Annotated in this window: 13 protein-coding genes and 1 pseudogene; 4 read left to right on the forward strand and 10 right to left on the reverse strand. The window is 64.4% G+C overall.

The window, feature by feature from the left end:
- Nucleotides 1-3: 3 nt before the first annotated feature.
- The 5 genes from C487_RS14655 to C487_RS14675 all read right to left on the reverse strand — a co-directional run bounded on the left by C487_RS14655 (nt 4) and on the right by C487_RS14675 (nt 7,657).
- Complete coding sequence (locus C487_RS14655; protein ID WP_006186588.1) at nt 4-1,278, reverse strand: hypothetical protein; 1,275 nt, start codon at nt 1,276-1,278, stop codon at nt 4-6.
- A gap of 230 nt (nt 1,279-1,508) precedes the next feature.
- Complete coding sequence (locus tag C487_RS14660; RefSeq protein WP_006186589.1) at nt 1,509-2,099, reverse strand: DNA-3-methyladenine glycosylase family protein; 591 nt, start codon at nt 2,097-2,099, stop codon at nt 1,509-1,511.
- 76 nt (nt 2,100-2,175) lie between these two features.
- A complete protein-coding gene (locus C487_RS14665) occupies nt 2,176-4,056 on the reverse strand; it encodes an L-aspartate oxidase (protein ID WP_006186590.1) in 1,881 nt (626 codons plus the stop codon).
- 283 nt (nt 4,057-4,339) lie between these two features.
- Nucleotides 4,340-6,841 (reverse strand): heavy metal translocating P-type ATPase, encoded by a 2,502-nt coding sequence (locus tag C487_RS14670; protein ID WP_006186591.1) that lies wholly within the window; start codon nt 6,839-6,841, stop codon nt 4,340-4,342.
- A 66-nt stretch (nt 6,842-6,907) separates the two neighbouring features.
- Nucleotides 6,908-7,657 (reverse strand): helix-turn-helix domain-containing protein, encoded by a 750-nt coding sequence (locus tag C487_RS14675; RefSeq protein ID WP_006186592.1) that lies wholly within the window; start codon nt 7,655-7,657, stop codon nt 6,908-6,910.
- Between the two features lie 272 nt (nt 7,658-7,929).
- On the opposite strand from C487_RS14675, the gene C487_RS20395 reads away from it, so the two are divergent.
- Both C487_RS20395 and C487_RS19740 read left to right on the forward strand, forming a co-directional pair.
- Nucleotides 7,930-8,556 (forward strand): hypothetical protein, encoded by a 627-nt coding sequence (locus C487_RS20395; protein WP_138654173.1) that lies wholly within the window; start codon nt 7,930-7,932, stop codon nt 8,554-8,556.
- A 355-nt stretch (nt 8,557-8,911) separates the two neighbouring features.
- Nucleotides 8,912-9,642, forward strand: a pseudogene (locus C487_RS19740) (IS6 family transposase).
- Nucleotides 9,643-9,673: 31 nt separating this feature from the next.
- Here the strand turns inward: C487_RS19740 and C487_RS14685 are convergent.
- A complete protein-coding gene (locus C487_RS14685) occupies nt 9,674-10,819 on the reverse strand; it encodes an acyl-CoA dehydrogenase family protein (RefSeq protein WP_006186595.1) in 1,146 nt (381 codons plus the stop codon).
- 115 nt (nt 10,820-10,934) lie between these two features.
- On the opposite strand from C487_RS14685, the gene C487_RS14690 reads away from it, so the two are divergent.
- Nucleotides 10,935-12,908, forward strand: coding sequence for a 3-hydroxyacyl-CoA dehydrogenase/enoyl-CoA hydratase family protein (locus C487_RS14690; protein WP_006186596.1), 1,974 nt, complete (start codon nt 10,935-10,937; stop codon nt 12,906-12,908).
- A gap of 284 nt (nt 12,909-13,192) precedes the next feature.
- Nucleotides 13,193-13,765: a HalX domain-containing protein gene (locus tag C487_RS14695; RefSeq protein WP_006186597.1), complete on the forward strand. Its 573-nt coding sequence runs from the start codon at nt 13,193-13,195 to the stop codon at nt 13,763-13,765.
- Here C487_RS14695 and C487_RS14700 read toward each other — a convergent pair.
- The 4 genes from C487_RS14700 to C487_RS14715 all read right to left on the reverse strand — a co-directional run bounded on the left by C487_RS14700 (nt 13,750) and on the right by C487_RS14715 (nt 18,084).
- Nucleotides 13,750-15,723 (reverse strand): PAS domain S-box protein, encoded by a 1,974-nt coding sequence (locus C487_RS14700; protein ID WP_006186598.1) that lies wholly within the window; start codon nt 15,721-15,723, stop codon nt 13,750-13,752. The genes C487_RS14695 and C487_RS14700 overlap by 16 nt on opposite strands.
- Nucleotides 15,724-15,912: 189 nt before the next feature.
- Nucleotides 15,913-17,064: an acyl-CoA dehydrogenase family protein gene (locus C487_RS14705; protein WP_006186599.1), complete on the reverse strand. Its 1,152-nt coding sequence runs from the start codon at nt 17,062-17,064 to the stop codon at nt 15,913-15,915.
- An 80-nt stretch (nt 17,065-17,144) separates the two neighbouring features.
- Nucleotides 17,145-17,570, reverse strand: coding sequence for a hypothetical protein (locus tag C487_RS14710; RefSeq protein WP_006186600.1), 426 nt, complete (start codon nt 17,568-17,570; stop codon nt 17,145-17,147).
- A gap of 139 nt (nt 17,571-17,709) precedes the next feature.
- Nucleotides 17,710-18,084: a cupin domain-containing protein gene (locus C487_RS14715; protein ID WP_006186601.1), complete on the reverse strand. Its 375-nt coding sequence runs from the start codon at nt 18,082-18,084 to the stop codon at nt 17,710-17,712.
- Between the last annotated feature and the right edge of the window lie 134 nt (nt 18,085-18,218).

An 18,218-nucleotide genomic window follows, 5' to 3' on the forward strand; every position in this document is an offset into this window, starting at 1 on the left:
GCCTTACTCGCTCCGAACGACGATTGCGTCGTCCGTGATCTCCAGTATCTGCGAGGAGTCGACCGGATAGTCCTCGTCACCGTGGCCGCCCCAGTCCAGACGTGCTTTGAGCCGATCCGTCAGTCCGGGCTCCGGATCGACGTACGCGGTCTGGCCCTCGACCGCGGCGACCATGCCGATCTGCTGACCCGACTCGTCGACGACGTCTTTCCCCTGCTCGTGGTGTGACAGTTCGATCGGCGACGCGTCCGCCGGTTCGTTCGTCGACCCCACGCCGGCCTCGGTCTCGGGACTCGCCGTCGACTCGTCGCCCATGGCTCCGGTTTCCATCTCGCCGGCCTCCAGCCTGTCGTACTCCTCGATATCGATGATCTCCCCGTCGAGCACCTCGCTGCCGACGACCTCGGACTCGAGCAGTTCCGACTCCTCGAACACGTAAACCAGCCGCCGCCGCTCGTCGAGTTCCTCCTCGACGGTCCGCCGCTCGATGAGTTCGCTTCGGACGGCGTCGCCTTCCGTCCGCTGGCTCTGGATGACCTCCCGCTCGAGGACGTCGTCGGCTGCCACGCTGGACCGGAGGACATCGCTCTCGAGGATCGACCGCTGGACGCTCTCGAGTTGGATATCCGTTTCGACGACATCGCGTTCCATCTCCTGATCCTGTTCGATGTCGATATCGACGATGCGGCTCTCGACGATGTAGCGTTCGATCTCCTCGATCGTATCGAGGCGCGTCTCGTCGACGGCTACCTCGATGGTGTCGTCGCCGACGAACTCGGTGTCGACGATGTCGCGGGACAGGCGTTCGGAGTCGACGACCTCGCGTTCGACCAGTTCCGTGTCGATCACCTCGCTCTCGATCGTGTCCCGCTCGACGACCTCGGTCTCGACGACCTGCGTCTCGACGATCTCCGTCGTCACCGTTTCGCCGCGTCGCAGCGAATCCTCGAGTTCGTCCCGGCCGAGGTCGGCGCGTTCGAACGCCCGGTCGCGCTCGACGATTTCGAAGAAGCCCATCCCCTCTCCGGCCGGCTCCTCTTCGTGGTAGACGAATACGAGGTCGTCGTCTTCGAACCGCTCCGTGAACTCGTCCCAGGTGGCCTCCTCGTGGCGCTCGCCCATCTCGTCGCGGCGAGCGAAGGAGTGGCCGTGCCCCTCGCTGTCCCGGACCCTGACCGGGACGGCGTCGCGGGCCTCGGCCCACTCCCTGATGCGCTCGGGATCGGTCGTCAGTCGTCGCTGCGCCGGTGTCTCGGACGGGGGTGTATCGTCTGCCATCTCGCTAGGCCATGTGACCGACCCGCACTTGAGTCACCAGGGCCGTCCCGTCGGGTCAGTGTCTCGTTTCTCGACCCCCCACTGGCGGCCGGCACGGGCCGGGTCGTAATCCGCTATTGCCGTCTCCGCTGGCAACCGTTTCATCGCTCGACTCGCGCGTAGCACGTGCTTACCGCTTGCGGGGGTCGGGCCACATCTCGCGTAGTGAACGAGACGCGTTCCCGCTCGGCTCAATCGGACTCGTACTCGGCCCAGATGTATCGCGTCGCGGCGCTTCGATACGGCCGCCACGGCTCGGCGATCTCGCGCATCTCCGCCCGGGTCAACTCGTCGCCGTCGGCGTACAACTCCTCGATTCCGCGCCGAACGGCGAGATCGCCGAGGGGAAGCACATCGGGCCGCTCGAGGACGAATAGGAGGTACATGCGTGCAGTCCACGCGCCGACCCCCTTGATCTCGGTCAACAGGTCGATGACCTCGTCGTTGGCGTAGGAGGCCAGCCCCGCCCGCGTGTAGTCGGTTTCCTGAAACGCCCGCGCGGCGTTTCGGATGTACTCGACCTTGCTTCGGGAGAGGCCCGCATCGCGGAGCGCCGCCTCGTCCGCAGCCAGGACGGTTGCCGGGGTTACGTCCCCCTCGAGCAAGTCGAAGACGCGCTCTCGAACCGCCGCCGCGCTCGCCGTCGAGAGCTGTTGGTTGATGATCGAGATACAGAGCCGTTCGTACTCGTTCCAGTCCGGTTCGACGTAGGGATCGTGCCGATCGACGAGCGCCGCCATCACGGGATCGTCGCGAAGGACGGCGTGTGCCGCTTCGTTCATACGGTGGTGTGGATACGGGAGTAGGGAGCCGCGAACGCATATGCGTCTCGGTTGGACGGGCGGTCGAACCGACGGCTCACTCGAGGTGGTGGTAGTCGAGTTCGTACCCCTCCGCGAGCGCCTCTCGGACGGCCGGGCTGGGTTCGCCGACGCCGCGCCGACCGATCGAGAGGCCGTCCGTGCCGGCGGCGATGACCAGATTGGCCCGCCAGTCGGCGTCCGTCTCGGGGGCGTCCGTCCGATAATGAGCGCCGCGGGATTCGGATCGCTCGAGCGCCGCTTGGAGCATCGCTTCGGCGACGGTGAGGCTCGCCGAGAGGTCGACAGCGTACTCGACGGACTTCGAGGTGAGGTCGCCGTCGACGCGGAGGTCGGCCGTTCGCGTCCGCAGGTCCGCGAGCGTCGCGAGCCCCTCGCGGAGCCCTGCCTCGTCGCGGAGGATGCCGGCGTGGTCCCACAGCAAGTCGCCGAGTTCCGCGAGAAGGGCCGTCGGCGCGACGCTCCCGTCCGAATCGGCGAGCGCTCGGAGCGCGCCGAATTCACGTTCGGCGAGCGCTCGCTGGCCGTCGGTCACGGTGGGGTCAGCGTCGCCGTCGGTCACCGCGCTCGCGACGTGGTCGCCGACGAGCTTGCCGATCGCGACGGTCTCGGCGAGCGAGTTCCCGCCGAGGCGGTTCGCGCCGTGGACGCCCGCGACCGTCTCACCGACGGCGTAGAGCCCGTCGACGCCGGTTTCACCGGTCCGGAAGTCGATGTCGACGCCGCCCATCGTGTAATGGGCCGTCGGGGCGACCGTCATCGGTTCCGCGGTGATGTCGACGCCCAGCGACTCGAAGCGCTCGACCATCGACGGCAGCCGCTCGCGAATGTACGCGGCGTCCCGGTGGGAGATATCGAGGAAGACGCCACCGTCGTCAGTGCCTCGTCCCTCGCGGACCTCCTGTGCGATGGCGCGTGCGACGACGTCGCGGGCGTCGAGTTCCATCTGATCGGGCGAGTATCGCTCCATGAACCGCTCGCCCTCCGCGTTGTACAGTCGCCCGCCTTCGCCGCGGACCGCCTCCGTGACCAGTCGGCCGTCCCACTCCTCACCGTAGCGGTCGCCGACCATCCCGGTCGGGTGGAACTGGACGAACTCGAGGTCGACCAGCCGTGCCCCCGCCTCGAGCGCCAGCGCCTGCCCGTCGCCGTTGTTCTCGTCGTCCCGCGAGGAGTGGCGGTGATAGAGCGCCGAGAACCCACCCGCCGCGAGGACGACGTGATTCGTTCGGACGAGCAGTCCCTCCCCGGACTCCATATCGAAGCCGACGGCACCGTCGACGCGCTCCCCGTCCGAAAGCAAGCGCGTGATCAGCACATTCTCGCGGTAGGGTATGTCGAGGGCCTGCGCGCGCTCGATGAGCGTCTCGAGCATGGCCTCGCCGGTCCGGTCGCCGACGAAACAGGTCCGCCGGTAGGACTGCGCGCCGAAGTACCGCTGGTTGATGTCGCCGTCCGCGGTCCGGTCGAACGGCATCCCCCACGCCTCGAGTTCGCGGATGCGGTCGGGCATCTCTCGGGTCGTCAACTCGACCGCTTCGGGGTCGTTCAGGTGATGGCCCTCGGTGAACGTGTCCGCCGCGTGGATCGTCCAGTCGTCCTCGGGATCGAGCGAGCCCAGCGCGGCGTTGATGCCACCGGCCGCCCACGTCGTGTGTGCATCGCCGTGATCGCGTTTGCCGATTACGAGCGGATCGATCCCCGATTCGGCGAGTTCGATCGCGACGCGAGCGCCCGCCGCACCCGCCCCGACGACGAGCACGGGCGTCGTCACCGTCTCGTACGGGAGGCCACCGCCGGACCCGGGGTCACCCTCGGTCTCGATGCGGTTCTCGATGCCCGCGGTCGACGGGTCGTGGCTCGTCGGTCGGCGCTCGTCGCCCGTCGTCCCGTTACCGTTCGCTGGTGTTTTTGTCATCGAGTGAACGTACCCGCCGGCCGGATTTAGGCATCGTCCCGAACGATGCAGAACGCGCGCCTCAACGACTCTGGAGCCGACTTTCGTGTTTCGATCGTCGCCAAGCGTTGCGGAGAAAGTCGACTCGCGTACCGATCACCCAACTGCGACGGCCCGTCAGCGACACTCGACGCGCCCGATCGGCTCGTCCGTCCACGGAGACGCGAGCCACGGCAATCGTGTCGCCGGGCATCTCGAGGGCCTGCCACCCCTCACTCCGGACCGGCGGACGGACGATGCGGCGTTACCGATCGTCCCTCGCGGCATCCGCGGGCCGCTCGGGATCGACGCTCGCGAGGCGCATCGCGTTGCCGGTGACGCCGAGACTCATCCCCATGTCACCGACCACGACAGCCAGCGCGACGCTCACCAGTCCCAGCGGCACGCCGATCGCGAGCAGGGCCTTCACGGCCAGGCTCGCCCAGACGTTCTGCCGGATGACGCCGTTGGCCGTGTGAGACAGGTCGTACAGATACGGTAACTTCCCGATATCGTCGCCCATCAGTGCGATGTCCGCCGTCTCGAGGGCGGTATCGGTGCCGGCCGCGCCCATCGCGATGCCGACCTCGGCGGTCGCGAGCGCGGGCGCATCGTTGATGCCGTCGCCGACCATCGCCACCTCGCCGGACGCCGCCTGCAGTTCCTCGACGGCCGCGACCTTCTCGTCGGGCAGGAGTTCGGCGCGGTACTCGTCGACGCCGACCTGTTCGGCGATCGCCCGCGCCGTCCCTTCGTTGTCCCCGGTCAGCATCACGACGTGCTCGACGCCGAGGGCGTGGAGCCGCTCGACCGCCCATCGCGAGGCGGGTCGGACCTCGTCGGCGATCGCGATCGCGCCCAGCAACGCCGTCTCCGTTCCGACGAGGACGACCGTTTTGCCCTCCCGCTCGAGCGCGGCGAGCGTTCCCTCGTCGAACGTCGCCTCGACGGCCTCGACCGCACCCTCGGGGGCGACGCCACCGTCAGTCCGCGGGTCCGACGAGCCGTCAGCGGCCGCATGGGCCCGCGACAGATCGAAGCCTAACTCTTCGAACAGCGCGGGCTTGCCTACGTAGTAGGTCTCGCTACCGTCGGACGCGTCCGCCGAGCCTCCGGCTTCGCCGGAGACGTCGATCTCCCCGCGGATTCCTCTGCCAGTCAGGCTCTCGAATCCCGTCGGTTCGGGGAGATCGCCGACGCCCGCCTCGTCGGCGCGGGCGAGGATCGCGTCTGCGATGGGGTGCTCGCTGCGTCGCTCCAGTCCGGCAGCGCGGCGCAGCAGCGTCGCTTCGTCGGTGTCGCCGACCGGGACGACATCGGTGACGGCCAGCTCACCTTTCGTGAGCGTCCCGGTCTTGTCGACGGCGACGACATCGACCTCGCCCATCGCCTCGAGGTAGTTGCCGCCTTTGATCAGGACGCCGTTCTTCGCGGCGCTCGTGACCCCTGAGACCACCGACACGGGCGTCGAGATGACGAACGCACAGGGACAGGCGATCACCAGCAACGTGAGTCCGCGAACGAACCACGTCCCCCAGTCGCCGGCGAACGCGATCTCGTAGCCGGCGACGCCCGCGGTGACCGGATCGCCGATCACCAGCGGCGGCACGGCGGCGGTCAGGATCGCCAGCACGACCACGACGGGCGTGTAGTGCCCCGCGAACCGGTCGACGAACTGCTCGGTCTCGGTCTGCTTCGCTTGTGCGCCCTGGACCATCTCGATGATCCGCGAAAGCGTCGAGTCGCCCGCCGTCGAGGTCACCTCGACCTCGAGATAGCCATCCTCAGTGATCGAACCGGCGTACACCTCGTCGCCCTCGGACTTGTCAACGGGGACGCTCTCGCCGGTAATCGGCGATTCGTCGACCGCGCTTCCGCCCTCGCGGACCGTGCCATCGAGCGGGATCTTGTCGCCGGGCCGGACGACGACGGTCTCGCCGACCGCCACGTCGTCCGCGTCGACGGTCACCTCCGCGCCGTCGACGGCTTCGCCGTCTGCTCGGGGCGTCTCCGACGACCCGGTGTCGCGAACGACCGTGGCCTCGTCCGGCGAGAGTTCCAGCAGTTCGCGCAACGAGTCTCGGGCCCTGTCCATCGCGTAGTCCTCGAGCAGTTCGGCGATGCTGAAGAGGACGGCCAGCGTCGCGGCCTCGACGAAGTAGCCGATGCCGGTCGCGGCGATGATCGCCGTTCCCATCAGAAGGTCGATGTCGAGGCTCCGGTTCGTCGCGGAGTAGTAGCCGCTCCGAACGACGGGAACGCCGCTAACGGCGACCGCCCCGAGGAAGAGCAGGTCCGCGACGTGAAGCGGGTACTCGAGAACGCTCGCTACCGCGGCGTTCCCGCCCGTCAGGACGAACTCGAAGCTCAGCCCGAGGGCGACGAAGACCGCGCCGAGCCACGTCTTCTTCGCGCGGGGACTCGTCCAGACCTCCGAGGGCGGCGCGACGTTGACGCCGCCGGCGCTCGAGTCCGACTCGGTCGCCCCGTCACCGCCGTCCATTCCCCCGGTGACCTCGTAGCCGGCACCCTCGATCGCCTCGACCACGTCGGCCTCGGCGGCTCGATCGGGGTCGTACGTGACCGTGGCCGTCCCGGTTGTCGGATTGAGGTCGGCGTCGACGACTCCGTCGACTCGTCCCAGGCTCTTGTCGACCTTCCCCGCACAGGACGGACAGTCCATCTCGGGGACGGCGAGCCGGGCGGTCAACTCCCGTCGTTGGCCGCCACCGTCCGATTCCCTCGTCGCGTCCGCTTCAGTACTCATTACGTCGAGGTACGGGCGTCAGTTCGATAAGCTTTGGTTGGAATATTCCAAGACGCTGCGGCACCGCTAGAGCGGCGTCGACGTCCCGTCGGCAAATCCGTCGTCCGCGACGTACCGTTTGGCCAACCGTTCCTCGGCCCGGCGGAGCCGGTAGGTGAGCGTCGACCGGGGCACGTCCAGATGGGCGGCGAGGTCGCCGACATCGATCTCTCGAGGCGACTCGTAGTACCCGTGTTCGACCGCGCCCCGAAGCGCGGCCTCCTGTTCGGGGGCGAGGCCGTTCGCCCCGTCGTTCGGTTCGCCCGTCGACGCGGCGGCGTCGGCCGTTCGGAGCATCTCCATCCGGGCGCTGTCGCCGATCGCCGCCTCGAGAGCGTCGAAGAACCCCGCCGCGTCGCCCTCGCCGGAGTGGACGACCCGCCACGTGTAGTGGCGGCCCTCGTGCCGCGTCTCGAACAGCACGCCGTCGCCGAGGTGATCGCGGGCGATGTGCGGGACGGATGCACAGGTCGGGGTGCGCTCCCAGTCGGAGTAGAGGACGAGCGTGTCGTCGGTGCGGTCGAGGACTTGCGTGGCCTGGGTCGCGCCGCAGTCGTCGGTCGCCAGACAGTCGGCGTAGTAGTCGCTGTTGAGAAAGGCCTCCTCGATATCCGCGAGGGCCGCCGCCGTGCCGGTCACGTGGTCGACCCGCCAGAGGCGCTCGTCGGTGGCGTGCAGCGATAGCGACCGGATTCTGGCGTCGGGATGGTCGGCGAGCGCGTCCGCCACCCTGTTACAGCCGGGTTCGTACTCGAGGGCGAAGACGAACTCTCGCATACCGACGGTAGGGACCGCTGCGACAAAGGGTTTCCCGCTCGCTTCCATCGTCAGACCCGGGGCCGCGATGTTCGAACACGTCTTCGCGCACGTGGTCTTCGTCGCGCTATCGGTGGCGATCGTGATCGCCTGACTGGGCGAATTAGTTCGACGTTCGCGACGACACTTGATGAGAGAGTTCAGCACCGAGTGAGTGAAGAATTGCCTTCTCTCTTTATATATGGGAATATACATAAGTTATTTATACATATCTAATATAGATATAATCGCAGATGAAAAGCAACGAATTCGATGATGGATGTGGACGTAGAAAAATTCTAAAAGCAGCAACCGGTGTTGGGGGCTTGAGTGTGGCCTCATTGTTTGCAACAGGTGTTGGAAGCGCTCAAACGATAACATCTGGCAGTGAAGGTTACGTAATTAATGAAGATGGATACATGGAGTACCAGGGCGATAAAGACGAGAAGTACATCAAGAAAGCGGTTGAGGGGATGAACAAGGCTAAACAAACTGGTGAGGCTAGTTTTACGATCGAGGACGGTCAAGTTGTAGTACAATCCGAGCAGCAATCGCAATTCACAACTTCTGATGACTGCCCTGGTGAGAATAGTTACTCTAATTCTGCTCAATTAAATGGAGTAAAGCACACTATCAAAATAGATCATTGTCTTACTAATGATGTTATTGATGCAATGCTTGCTGGGGCGGGTGCCGCTCAAATCGCTGCAATCCTCACTGGTGGACCAGTAAATGCACCTGCCTTCGTAATTAGCGAATGTGCTGCCGTCCTTCTAGCTACAGGGTGGCAGATACTTGACAACAATGCGGAGGGAGAAGGCGTTGAAATTGTCTTCTTCCTCCCTAATGTTATTGGTGTTCCAGGTATTGACCCACAGTGAGGCTATGCTACCCATTCAAAAGTCCGTATTTTAACCACACACAAGGTTTTATTACCTATCTTACAGTATTGTGAATCATGCTAAACCAGATCAGGGAATATTTCCATACGATGTATAATCCCGATCCTCAAGCACTGAAGATCATTGCTATCAGTTCAATATTTATTCTACTTTTATTCATATCAAATCCAAATTTTGAGAATATATATTATATTTTTGGTCTTCTATTGACAATTATAACTATTATTCTTGCAATATTTTTCCTCGCCATTGAATGAATACATTACCCATCTCGGGGCACCGTCTAGTTAGCACAGTTTGAGGAACGAGCAGGTCGTAGAGTTAGTTTGGATCAATGCTCGCAGACCTGCTCAGCGAGAGCTACGCGGCGGAATTTGATGAATGTTGGGAGCGTGAGCGGACGGCGACGCCCGTCAGGGCGTTCGCCGTCCAGTTCCACGCGGCTGGTTGTTCGCTCCGAGAGACACAAGCGATTCTTCGCTCACTCGGCATTGAACGCTCTCATCAAGCAATCTGGCACTGGGTGCATCGGCTAGCTGACAGTGTGCCAGACCCGCCGACGTCCACGAGAACACAGTTCTCGTGCGGCCCATCAGAACGCTTCGCGTTCTGAGGACGGCGAAGCCGTCGCGGGTCGCGGTAGATAAAACTGTTGTCAGGATTAACGGCGATCGATCTTGGATGTGCGCTGCAATAGACCTTGACACGAAACTCATTCTCGATGTCGCGCTCTTTGGGCGGCGAGGCACCGATCCAGCTGCTGCGTTTCTGCATGGACTCACCGAGAAACACGATCTCTCCGACGCTGAGTTTCTCGTCGATGGTGCTGGCTATCTGACTGCCCTCTCTCGATTGGGATTGAGCGGTCTCCTCGACTATGTCGATCGAAACCACATGGAAAAGTGGTTTCACACGCTCAAAATGCGGACCGACCGCTTCCATAATTCGTGGGTGGGAAGTCGGGCGAGCGTCAGAGAATGGCTTGAACAATTTGTACACTACTACAACACACAGCGACCGCACCACTCACTCAACGGACAGACGCCAGCGGAGGTGCTAAACTAGACAGTGCCCATCTCGAGTAGCACCTCCGGAATTAGTCGTTTAGCAGTTCCCGCGCGATGACGTTCTTCTGGATCTCGGTGGTGCCCTCGTAGATCTGGGTGATCTTCGAGTCACGGTAGAAGCGCTCGACGGGGAAGTCGTTGACGTAGCCGGAGCCGCCGTGGATCTGGACGGCTTCGTTGGACACCTCGACGGCGATCCGCGAGGCGTACTCCTTGGCCATCGATGCCAGCTTGGTGATGTCGTTGCCCTGGTCGACGTTCCAGGCGGCCTTGTAGGTCAGGTTCCGCGCGGCCTCCGTCTCGGTGGCCATCTCAGAGAGCTTGTGCTGGATGGCCTGGAACTCGGAGATGGACTGCCCGAACTGCTCGCGGTCCTCGGCGTAGTCGAGCGCCGCCTCGAGCGCCCCCTTGGCGATCCCGAGCCCCTGTGCGGCGACGCCGGTTCGGGTGGCGTCGAAGAAATGCATCTGCTGGAGGAACGCGGCGTCCCGGTCGCCGACGAGGTTCTCCTCGGGCACGCGGACGTTGTCGAAGATGAGTTCGGCGGTGTCGGAGGCGCGGATGCCGAGTTTGCCCGTGATCTTGTCCGAACTGACGCCGTCGCGGTCGGCCTCGACGATGATCTGGCTGAAGCCGTCGTAGCGGCCGTCCGCGTCGGGGTCGGTCTTACAGAAGACGACGAAGAAGTCGCCGACGGTGCCGTTGGTGATCCACATCTTGTTGCCGTTGATCACCCACTCGTCGCCGTCCTTCTCGGCGCGGGTCGAGACCGACGAGACGTCCGAGCCGGTATCGGGTTCCGAGATCGCAGCGCCGGAGATCTTCTCGCCCGTCGCGACCGGCTCGAGGAACCGCTCTTTCTGGTCTTCGGTCCCGAACTCGCGGATGGCTTCGGTCCCGAACGAACAGGCCATAATCGAGAGCGCGATCCCGGGGTCGTGGGAGAACAGTTCCTCGGCGATGATGGCCGACTCGAGGGTGGAGTAGCCGGCACCGCCGTACTCGATCGGGATCGAGGAGCCGACCAGCCCCATTTCGGCGGCCTTGTCGACGATCTCGTGGGGGAACTTCTCCTCGGTGTCGTACTCCTCGGCGTTCGGAACGATCTCGTTTTCGGCGAACCGGCGGACCTCATCGCGGATCTGTTCCTGTTCTTCGCTGAGTCCGAATTCCATGGACAATCGTTACGATGCAAACGATAAAGAGCTTTGTAACCGGTAGTAAACCGAATTATCGTTTCTACTCTGTGAGAGGGAAACGTTGAAACGGGTTCGAATAGGATTTTTGACCATGGACATCGAGGACATCAACACCATCACAGTTCTGGGTGCGGGCAACATGGGTCACGGTATCGCCGAGGTCGCCGCGATGGCGGGTTACGACGTGAACATGCGGGATATCAAAGACGAGTTCGTTCAGAACGGCTACGAACAGATCGAGTGGTCGCTGAACAAGCTCGCCGAGAACGACCAGCTCACCGACGAGGAGGCCGACGCCGCCAAAGAGCGGGTGACGCCGCTGGTCGACATGGAGGAGGCCGTCGCCGACACCGATTTCGTCATCGAAGCGGTCCCCGAACAGATGGAGATCAAACGTGACGTGTACACCGAACTCGAGGAGGCCGCGCCGGAGCACGCCATCTTCGCGACGAACACCTCGAGCCTCTCGATCACCGATCTCGCGGAATTCACCGACCGTCCCGAGCAGTTCTGCGGGATGCACTTCTTCAACCCACCGGTCCGGATGCCGCTCGTGGAAGTGATTGCGGGTGCCGAGAGCGCCGCAGAAACGCTCGATCTGACGGCGGAGCTCGCCGAGGACCTCGGTAAGACGCCGGTGCGGGTCCACAAGGACTCGCCCGGGTTCATCGTCAACCGCATTCTCGTTCCCCTGATGAACGAGGCTGCGTGGCTCGTCAGCGAGGACGAGGCGACCATCGCCGAGGTCGACTCGACGACGAAGTACGACATGGGCCTGCCGATGGGGAGCTTCGAACTCGGCGACCAGGTCGGCAACGACGTCAGCTACCACGTCCTCGAGTACATGAACGAGGTGCTGGGCGAGGCCTACGAGCCGGCCCCGCTGCTCGCGGAGAAAGTCGAAAACGAGGAGTTCGGCAAGAAGACGGGCAAGGGCTTCTACGATTACGAGGACGGCGACGGCGTCGATATCCCGACCGACCAACAGTCGGAGTTCGTCACGGAACGGCTCCTCGCGACGATGGCGAACGAGGCCGCGAAGCTGATCGGCGGCGACGTCGCCCCGCCGGAGTCGATCGACGAGGCCGTCAAGCTCGGGGCCGGCTTCCCCGACGGGCCCGTCAAAATGGTCGACGACTACGGTCTCGAGGCGCTCCACGAAACGCTCACTGAGGCCTACGAGGAGACCGGCCACGAGCGGTACGCGCCCGCGTCGTACCTCGCGGACCGGGCCGAGGCGGGCGGGTTCTACGACGACGAGGAGGACGCGGACGCGATGGACTTCGAGACGATCCGCGTCGAGTACCCCGGTGACATGGTCGGCCACGTCGTCCTCGACCGACCCCACCGGATGAACACCATCAGCGACGACCTCCTCGAGGAACTGTCGACGGCGATCGAGCACCTCGAGGCCGATGACGAGGTTCGAGCGCTCCTCGTCACCGGCGAGGGTGAGAAGGCCTTCTCGGCGGGAGCGGATGTCCAGAGCATGGCCGGCGACGGTGCCGATCCGATCGAGGGACAGGAACTCTCGCGGCTGGGGCAGTCGACGTTCGGCGAACTCGAGGCCTGCGATATGCCCGTCGTCGCCGGCATCGACGGCTTCTGTCTCGGCGGCGGGATGGAACTCGCAACGTGTGCCGACCTGCGCGTGGCGAGTGACCGGTCCGAGTTCGGCCAGCCCGAACTCGATCTCGGACTCATTCCCGGCTGGGGCGGCACCCAGCGGCTCAAGCACATCGTCGGCGAGGGGCGAGCCAAGGAGATCATCCTCACCGCGGAGCGCTACGACGCCGAAACGATGGCCGACTACGGCTTCGTCAACGAACGCGTCGGCAACGACGAACTCGAGGACCGCGCGCTCGAGATGGCGACCGAACTCGCCGGCGGCCCGCCGATCGCCCAGCGATTCACCAAGCGCGCGATGCTCGCCGGCCGCGACGACACGGCGGCCGGCCTCGAGTACGAGGCGTCCGCCTTCGGGCACCTGATGGCGACCGACGACCTGATGGAGGGTATTACGGCCTTCATGGGCGACGAGGAGCCGGAGTTCGAAGGCAAATAAGCGATGCCGACCGATCGCGACTGAACGGCGGGGTCGGTCCGAACCGTCCGACCGAGTTCGTCGCGTTGGTACCCCCGTCCGGCCGTCGGCAACCGGCCGCCGCTCCGACGATATGTCAGCGTTCGAAGTGAACGCGACGCCGCTTGCCGAACGATCTCGCGTCCGTGTCGACTATATATCATCTCCACCAACAAAATCTGATGGTTGGTCGCGAGATTTATCACCCAGAGGTACCATTGGTGACGCGTGGCTGTAATCGATGAAGAGAACGGAGGGGGAACCCAATGAATGACGGGCCCGAGGTGCTCGTCGTCGACGACGAAGCCCGACTTGCGGACCTGTTCGCCGCGTGGCTGCAGGGCGAGTGGGCCATCGAGACGGCATACGACGGCGAGGAGGCACTCGAGAAGATGGCCGATTCCGTCGAGGTCGTCCTGTTAGACCGGCGGATGCCGGGACTCTCCGGTGACGAAGTACTCGAGCAAATCCGCGGGCAGGGATACGATTCGCGGGTCGTCATGGTGACGGCGGTCGACCCCGACTTCGATATCATCGAGATGGGCTTCGACGACTACCTCGTCAAACCGGTCTCGAAGGACGAACTCGTCGAGATGGTCGCGGATGTGGCCGATCGATCGGACTACGAAGCCGACATTCAGGAGTACTACGCCCTCGTCTCGAAGAAGGCGTTACTGGAGTCCGAGAAAGCCGACCGCGAACTCGCGGACAACACGGAGTATCAGGACCTCTGTGACCAGGTCGAAGCGCTCGAGCAGCGAGTCGACGAGACGGTCTCGGACATGTCCACCCACGACGACTTCGTCGGCGCGTTTCAGGACCTTCAGTCCGAGAACTGAGCGTCGAGTTCGAACTCGAGGCGTGCTCCTCCGCTCTCGCTCTCCGTCGCGACGACCGACCACCCGTGCCCGGTAGCGACTTCTCTGACGATCCAGAGGCCGATCCCTAACCCTTCCGTCGACGTGGATGCCGACGGATCGAAGAGTTCGTCCCGGAGTTTCGCGGGGAGTCCCTCACCGTCATCCTCGATAACGAACCCCCGCGCCGCGTCCGGCCGCTCGTCGTTCTCGAGGGGACCGATGCGAACGGTTTCGGTCGTCTCGCCGTGTTCGATACTGTTCCGGAAACAGTTCTCGAGAAGTCGCAAGAGTCTCGACCGGTCGGCCGAGAGCGTCATCGTTTCCGTGACCGACAGCGTCGCTTCGGCGGTCGAGACGTGACCCCACGCCTCGCGAGCGACCGACTCGAGGTCGACGGGTTCGGTGTCAGCGGCCCACTCCCCCTCGCGGGCGATGGCCAGGACGTCATCGATGATCGACTCCATCCGGTCGAGTCCGTTGCGAGTCTTCGCGGCGTATCCGGAGTCGCCGGTTTCCTCGAACAGGTCCAGATAGCCCTGTGCGACGCCGAGCGGGTTCCGGAGGTCGTGGCTGACGATCCGTGCAAAGGCATCGAGTCGCTCGTTACGTTCGCGAAGCTTCCGTTCCTGCCGTTTCCGCTCGGTGACATCGCGAAGCACGCCGACCGAGCCACGGAACTCGCCGTCGGGAACCAGAACGGCAATCTGGACCTCACAGGGGATCGTTGCTCCGGCTTTCGTCTCCACGCTCAACTCGAGCGTGTCGGTGCTCTCGCCGCTTGCGAGGAGCGAACGGATGATCGTCTTGCCGGCCTCGATATCCTCGGGATCGAACAGAATCGAGACGTGCTCGCCGAGTAGCCCTTCACGACTGAATCCGGTCATCTCGACGAGCGCGTCGTTGACGGTCATGAGGTGGCCCGCGTCGTCGAGCACGTACATTCCGTCGCCGGCCGTCTCGACGAGTCGCTCGTACCGGTTGAGCGTTCGTTCCCGTTGCTCGAGCCGCCCCCGGACGGCGATCGTCTCGAGGACGTGGGACGCGGCCTCGGCGATCGCCCGAACCGCGTCCCGTTCGTGTTCGGAGAGTCGTTCCGTCGCGTAGATGACGGCGACGCCGTATAGGTCGCCGTTTGCGGCGAGTGGGATGGCTGCGACCGACCGAACACCCCGCTCGAACGCACGATCGTCGAAGGGGACCGCACCGCTGGTGTCCGCGTCGTACTGGTGGGTCCGAAGGGTTCGGGTTCGGATCACGCGTTCGAGCAGCGGGTGGTCGCCGGTGCCGATATCGAACGTTTGCTGGAGCGGCCACTCGGTGGCGTCGGGATCGGACAGCCACGGAATGATCGCCCGTTCGCGGCGGTCGTACTCCCCGAGCCAGACGAACGCGAATCGATCGCCGTCCGTCAGTTCCTCGCGGAGCACGCGTTCGACGGTCAGCAACGATGTGGCGTCGACCAACCGACTCCGGACGCGACTCACGAGTCGCTCGAGGTCGTCGGGGAGGTCCCGCTCCGCGGCGACGGTCCCGTCGGCCGTGGCGCTCCCGCCGGCGTCGCCCTCGGGTTCGGTCGGCAGTTCGGCATCCGTCCCTGCTGCGATGTGTTCGGTGATCGTGTTCGAGAGGCGCGTCGCCGACTCGTCGTCGGCTGCCGGAGTGGTGACCCGTGCCAGCACGGCGCCGGTATCGCCATCCGTCTCCTGGTAGACGAACGTCGGCGTCCCCGACTCGACGGCATCGACGAGCGCGGCGGTGTTTGCGATCGTTCTCGCATCGATGACGACTGCGTCGATCGACTCGTGATTGAGCCGGTCGATCGCGTCGACGAATCGCTGTGCGATGATGACATCGACGGGTGCGTCCGTCAGCGACAGCGTAAGCGACGCCCGCGTCGAGCGATCGGCACTGACACAGAGTACGCGTGACCGACTCATATCGGTGGAAAGATGGCGTGAAACATCTCTAGCGCGACGATAGCGTGTTTGACGAGGGACATGACCCCGAACGGGATCGTTCTTTCGGCTGATCGGTCTATCGCCGGACGGCTCGGGGCTCGGCCCCGGTCGGTTCACGGGGCGGACGTCCGATGGGAGAACAGGCGACGGGCCGCCGCTCGCGCTCGCTCAGGGAGCCTGGCCGTAGATCAGGTTGCGCTGAATCTCGTTTGCACCCTCGTAGATGACGGGGATTCGTGCGTCGCGGTAGACGCGGGCGATCCGTCGCTCGTCGAGGACCGATCGGCCGCCGTGGAACTGCATCCCCTGCTCCGCGACGTCGACGGCCGTCTCGGTCGCCTTCGTCTTCGCCATCGCAGCCCAGTAGCCCGCGTTGTCCGCCTCGGCGACCTTCTCGCGGGCGCGCCAGACGAGGGTCCGGGCGCTCTCGAACTCGACCAACATGTCCGCGAGGCCGTGTTGGACGGACTGGAAGTCGCTGATCGTCCGGCCGAACTCCTCGCGATCGTGAGTGAACTCCCAGGCTTCTTCGATGGCGGCCGCCGCGATACCGATGCCGTGGCCGGCGACGGCGACGCGGCCGTGGTTGAAGAAGTCCGCGAGCAGCATGAAGCCGTCACCCTCCGACCCGATCAGGTTCGCCGCGGGAATCCGGCAGTCGTCGAACTCGATGTGTGCCTGTTTCGAGGCGCGCATCGCCATCTTCTCGGGGATGTGTTCGGCCTCGTAGCCGTCCGTATCCGTCGGGACGATGAACATCGAGTGGTTGCCGTAGCGGTTGTCCTCGTCGTCGCCGGTGCGCGCGTAGAGCGTTATCCAGTCCGCTTCGACGCCGTTGCCGATCCAGTATTTTTCGCCGTTGATGACGTACTCGTCGCCGTCTCTCTCGGCCGTGGTCTGCATCCCCGCGAGGTCGCTGCCCGTCTCCGGCTCCGAGACCGCCAGACCGGACCGTTGCTCACCCTCCGCAACGGGTCGAACGTATCGTTCGCACTGCTCCTCGGAGCCGTGCTCGTAGGTGATCTCACAGCCGAAACTCGCCAACTGCAGCGTCAGTGCGATCCCCGCGTCGGCCCGGTAGAACTCCTCCGTCATCGCGAGCAGTTGGGCCAGATCGAGCCCCCGACCGCCCCATTCTTCGGGGATATCCTGTGCGACGAGGTTCGCTTCGCGACCCGCCTCGAGGATCTCCTCGGGATAGTCCCCCGACTGGAAGTACTCCTGGGCGTTGGGTTTGATATGGTCCTGTGCGAACTCGCGGGCCTCTGCCTTGATGTCGCGTGCGTGTTCCGGGACGATGCTATCGTCGAGCAGTTCCATACTCGCAAGACGGACCGGCGGTGGAAATAGTCGGGGGCGAATAGTGCAACCCGAACCCGCGCTTTCGCGGCGCGCTCCCATTATCGGAGCCTGCGGACGAGGTCGTCCGTCGAAACCGCCCGATCCGCGTGCGCCTCGAGCAGGTGGATGTCCCAGACGAGATCGGTCAGCAGGTGGGTATAGAGGACGACGCCGGTCACGATCGCGAGGGGGAGACTGACGGCGGCGGTCGCCGGAACGACGACGCCGGCGATCACCACGTGGCTCAACAGTCGCGAGAGGACGCCCACATCGCCGGGTTCGAAAATTTCCGACTGATCGGTGACCGCTGCACGCGGGTTCGAGAGACAGAACCGTACGGCGTCCCAGCGCCCGGTCTTGAACCGGGCGATGAGGACGTGATCGAAATCGATGCAGACGCCGACGGCGGTGCCGTAGGCGACGACCGCCGCAGACGGGATCGAGTGGCCAAGCACGGAAACCGGCGGGAGCAGGACCACCAGCACGCCGGCGACGACCAGCGAGATCGCTGCGTGGTGTTTCGAGTAAATCGGGAGTCACCCACACTGACGACACCGTGTGACTACTAAGTCGTCACGCAGTCGGTCGGTCCCGTGGCCCGAAATCGGCCCGTCGACGACTCGACTAGCCGGCGAAGCCGGACAGCGACCACTCCTCGTCGCCGTCCTCGTCCGCGATACTCGGCGCGCTCACGAGCACGAACGCACTCTCGCGGTCGCCGTTGCGGATCTGGCGCGTCGATTCGGGCGGAATCCACAGCGCGTCGCCGGTCTCCATCGCGACCGGTTCGTCGTCAACGACGACCGTCGCCGTCCCCTCGATGAGAACGTAGACCTCCTCGTGGTCGTTGTCCGTGTGGTCGTGGGGCTTGCTGTTCCAGCCGGGATCGCAGCGGGCGACCGTTACCCCCACCTGCTCGGTCTCGAGGGGATCGCTGAGAACATGCATCGCGCTCGAGACCTGCTCGACCTCCTCGTAGTTGACCTTTCGGTATGTCATATTGCCACATTCGCGAGGACAACAGTAAAACCATACTATCGACTGCAATCAGGTAGCGGGTCGACGAGCAGGTCGACGAATCGCTCACGCGGCCGGTAGCAGACGATCGAGACGCCCTCCGCGGGACGGTAGCG

The sequence above is a fragment of the Natrinema pallidum DSM 3751 genome (assembly GCF_000337615.1).
Classification (GTDB): Archaea; Halobacteriota; Halobacteria; order Halobacteriales; family Natrialbaceae; genus Natrinema; species Natrinema pallidum.

Bases quoted from the DNA above. Each gene is read 5' to 3' on its own strand.
- C487_RS20395 (WP_138654173.1), top strand. From the start codon at position 7,930: ATGAAAAGCAACGAATTCGATGATGGATGTGGACGTAGAAAAATTCTA.
- C487_RS14695 (WP_006186597.1), top strand. From the start codon at position 13,193: ATGAATGACGGGCCCGAGGTGCTCGTCGTCGACGACGAAGCCCGACTT.
- C487_RS14685 (WP_006186595.1), bottom strand. From the start codon at position 10,819: ATGGAATTCGGACTCAGCGAAGAACAGGAACAGATCCGCGATGAGGTC.
- C487_RS14690 (WP_006186596.1), top strand. From the start codon at position 10,935: ATGGACATCGAGGACATCAACACCATCACAGTTCTGGGTGCGGGCAAC.
- C487_RS14705 (WP_006186599.1), bottom strand. From the start codon at position 17,064: ATGGAACTGCTCGACGATAGCATCGTCCCGGAACACGCACGCGACATC.
- C487_RS14670 (WP_006186591.1), bottom strand. From the start codon at position 6,841: ATGAGTACTGAAGCGGACGCGACGAGGGAATCGGACGGTGGCGGCCAA.
- C487_RS14655 (WP_006186588.1), bottom strand. From the start codon at position 1,278: ATGGCAGACGATACACCCCCGTCCGAGACACCGGCGCAGCGACGACTG.
- C487_RS14715 (WP_006186601.1), bottom strand. From the start codon at position 18,084: ATGACATACCGAAAGGTCAACTACGAGGAGGTCGAGCAGGTCTCGAGC.
- C487_RS14675 (WP_006186592.1), bottom strand. From the start codon at position 7,657: ATGCGAGAGTTCGTCTTCGCCCTCGAGTACGAACCCGGCTGTAACAGG.
- C487_RS14700 (WP_006186598.1), bottom strand. From the start codon at position 15,723: ATGAGTCGGTCACGCGTACTCTGTGTCAGTGCCGATCGCTCGACGCGG.
- C487_RS14665 (WP_006186590.1), bottom strand. From the start codon at position 4,056: ATGACAAAAACACCAGCGAACGGTAACGGGACGACGGGCGACGAGCGC.
- C487_RS14660 (WP_006186589.1), bottom strand. From the start codon at position 2,099: ATGAACGAAGCGGCACACGCCGTCCTTCGCGACGATCCCGTGATGGCG.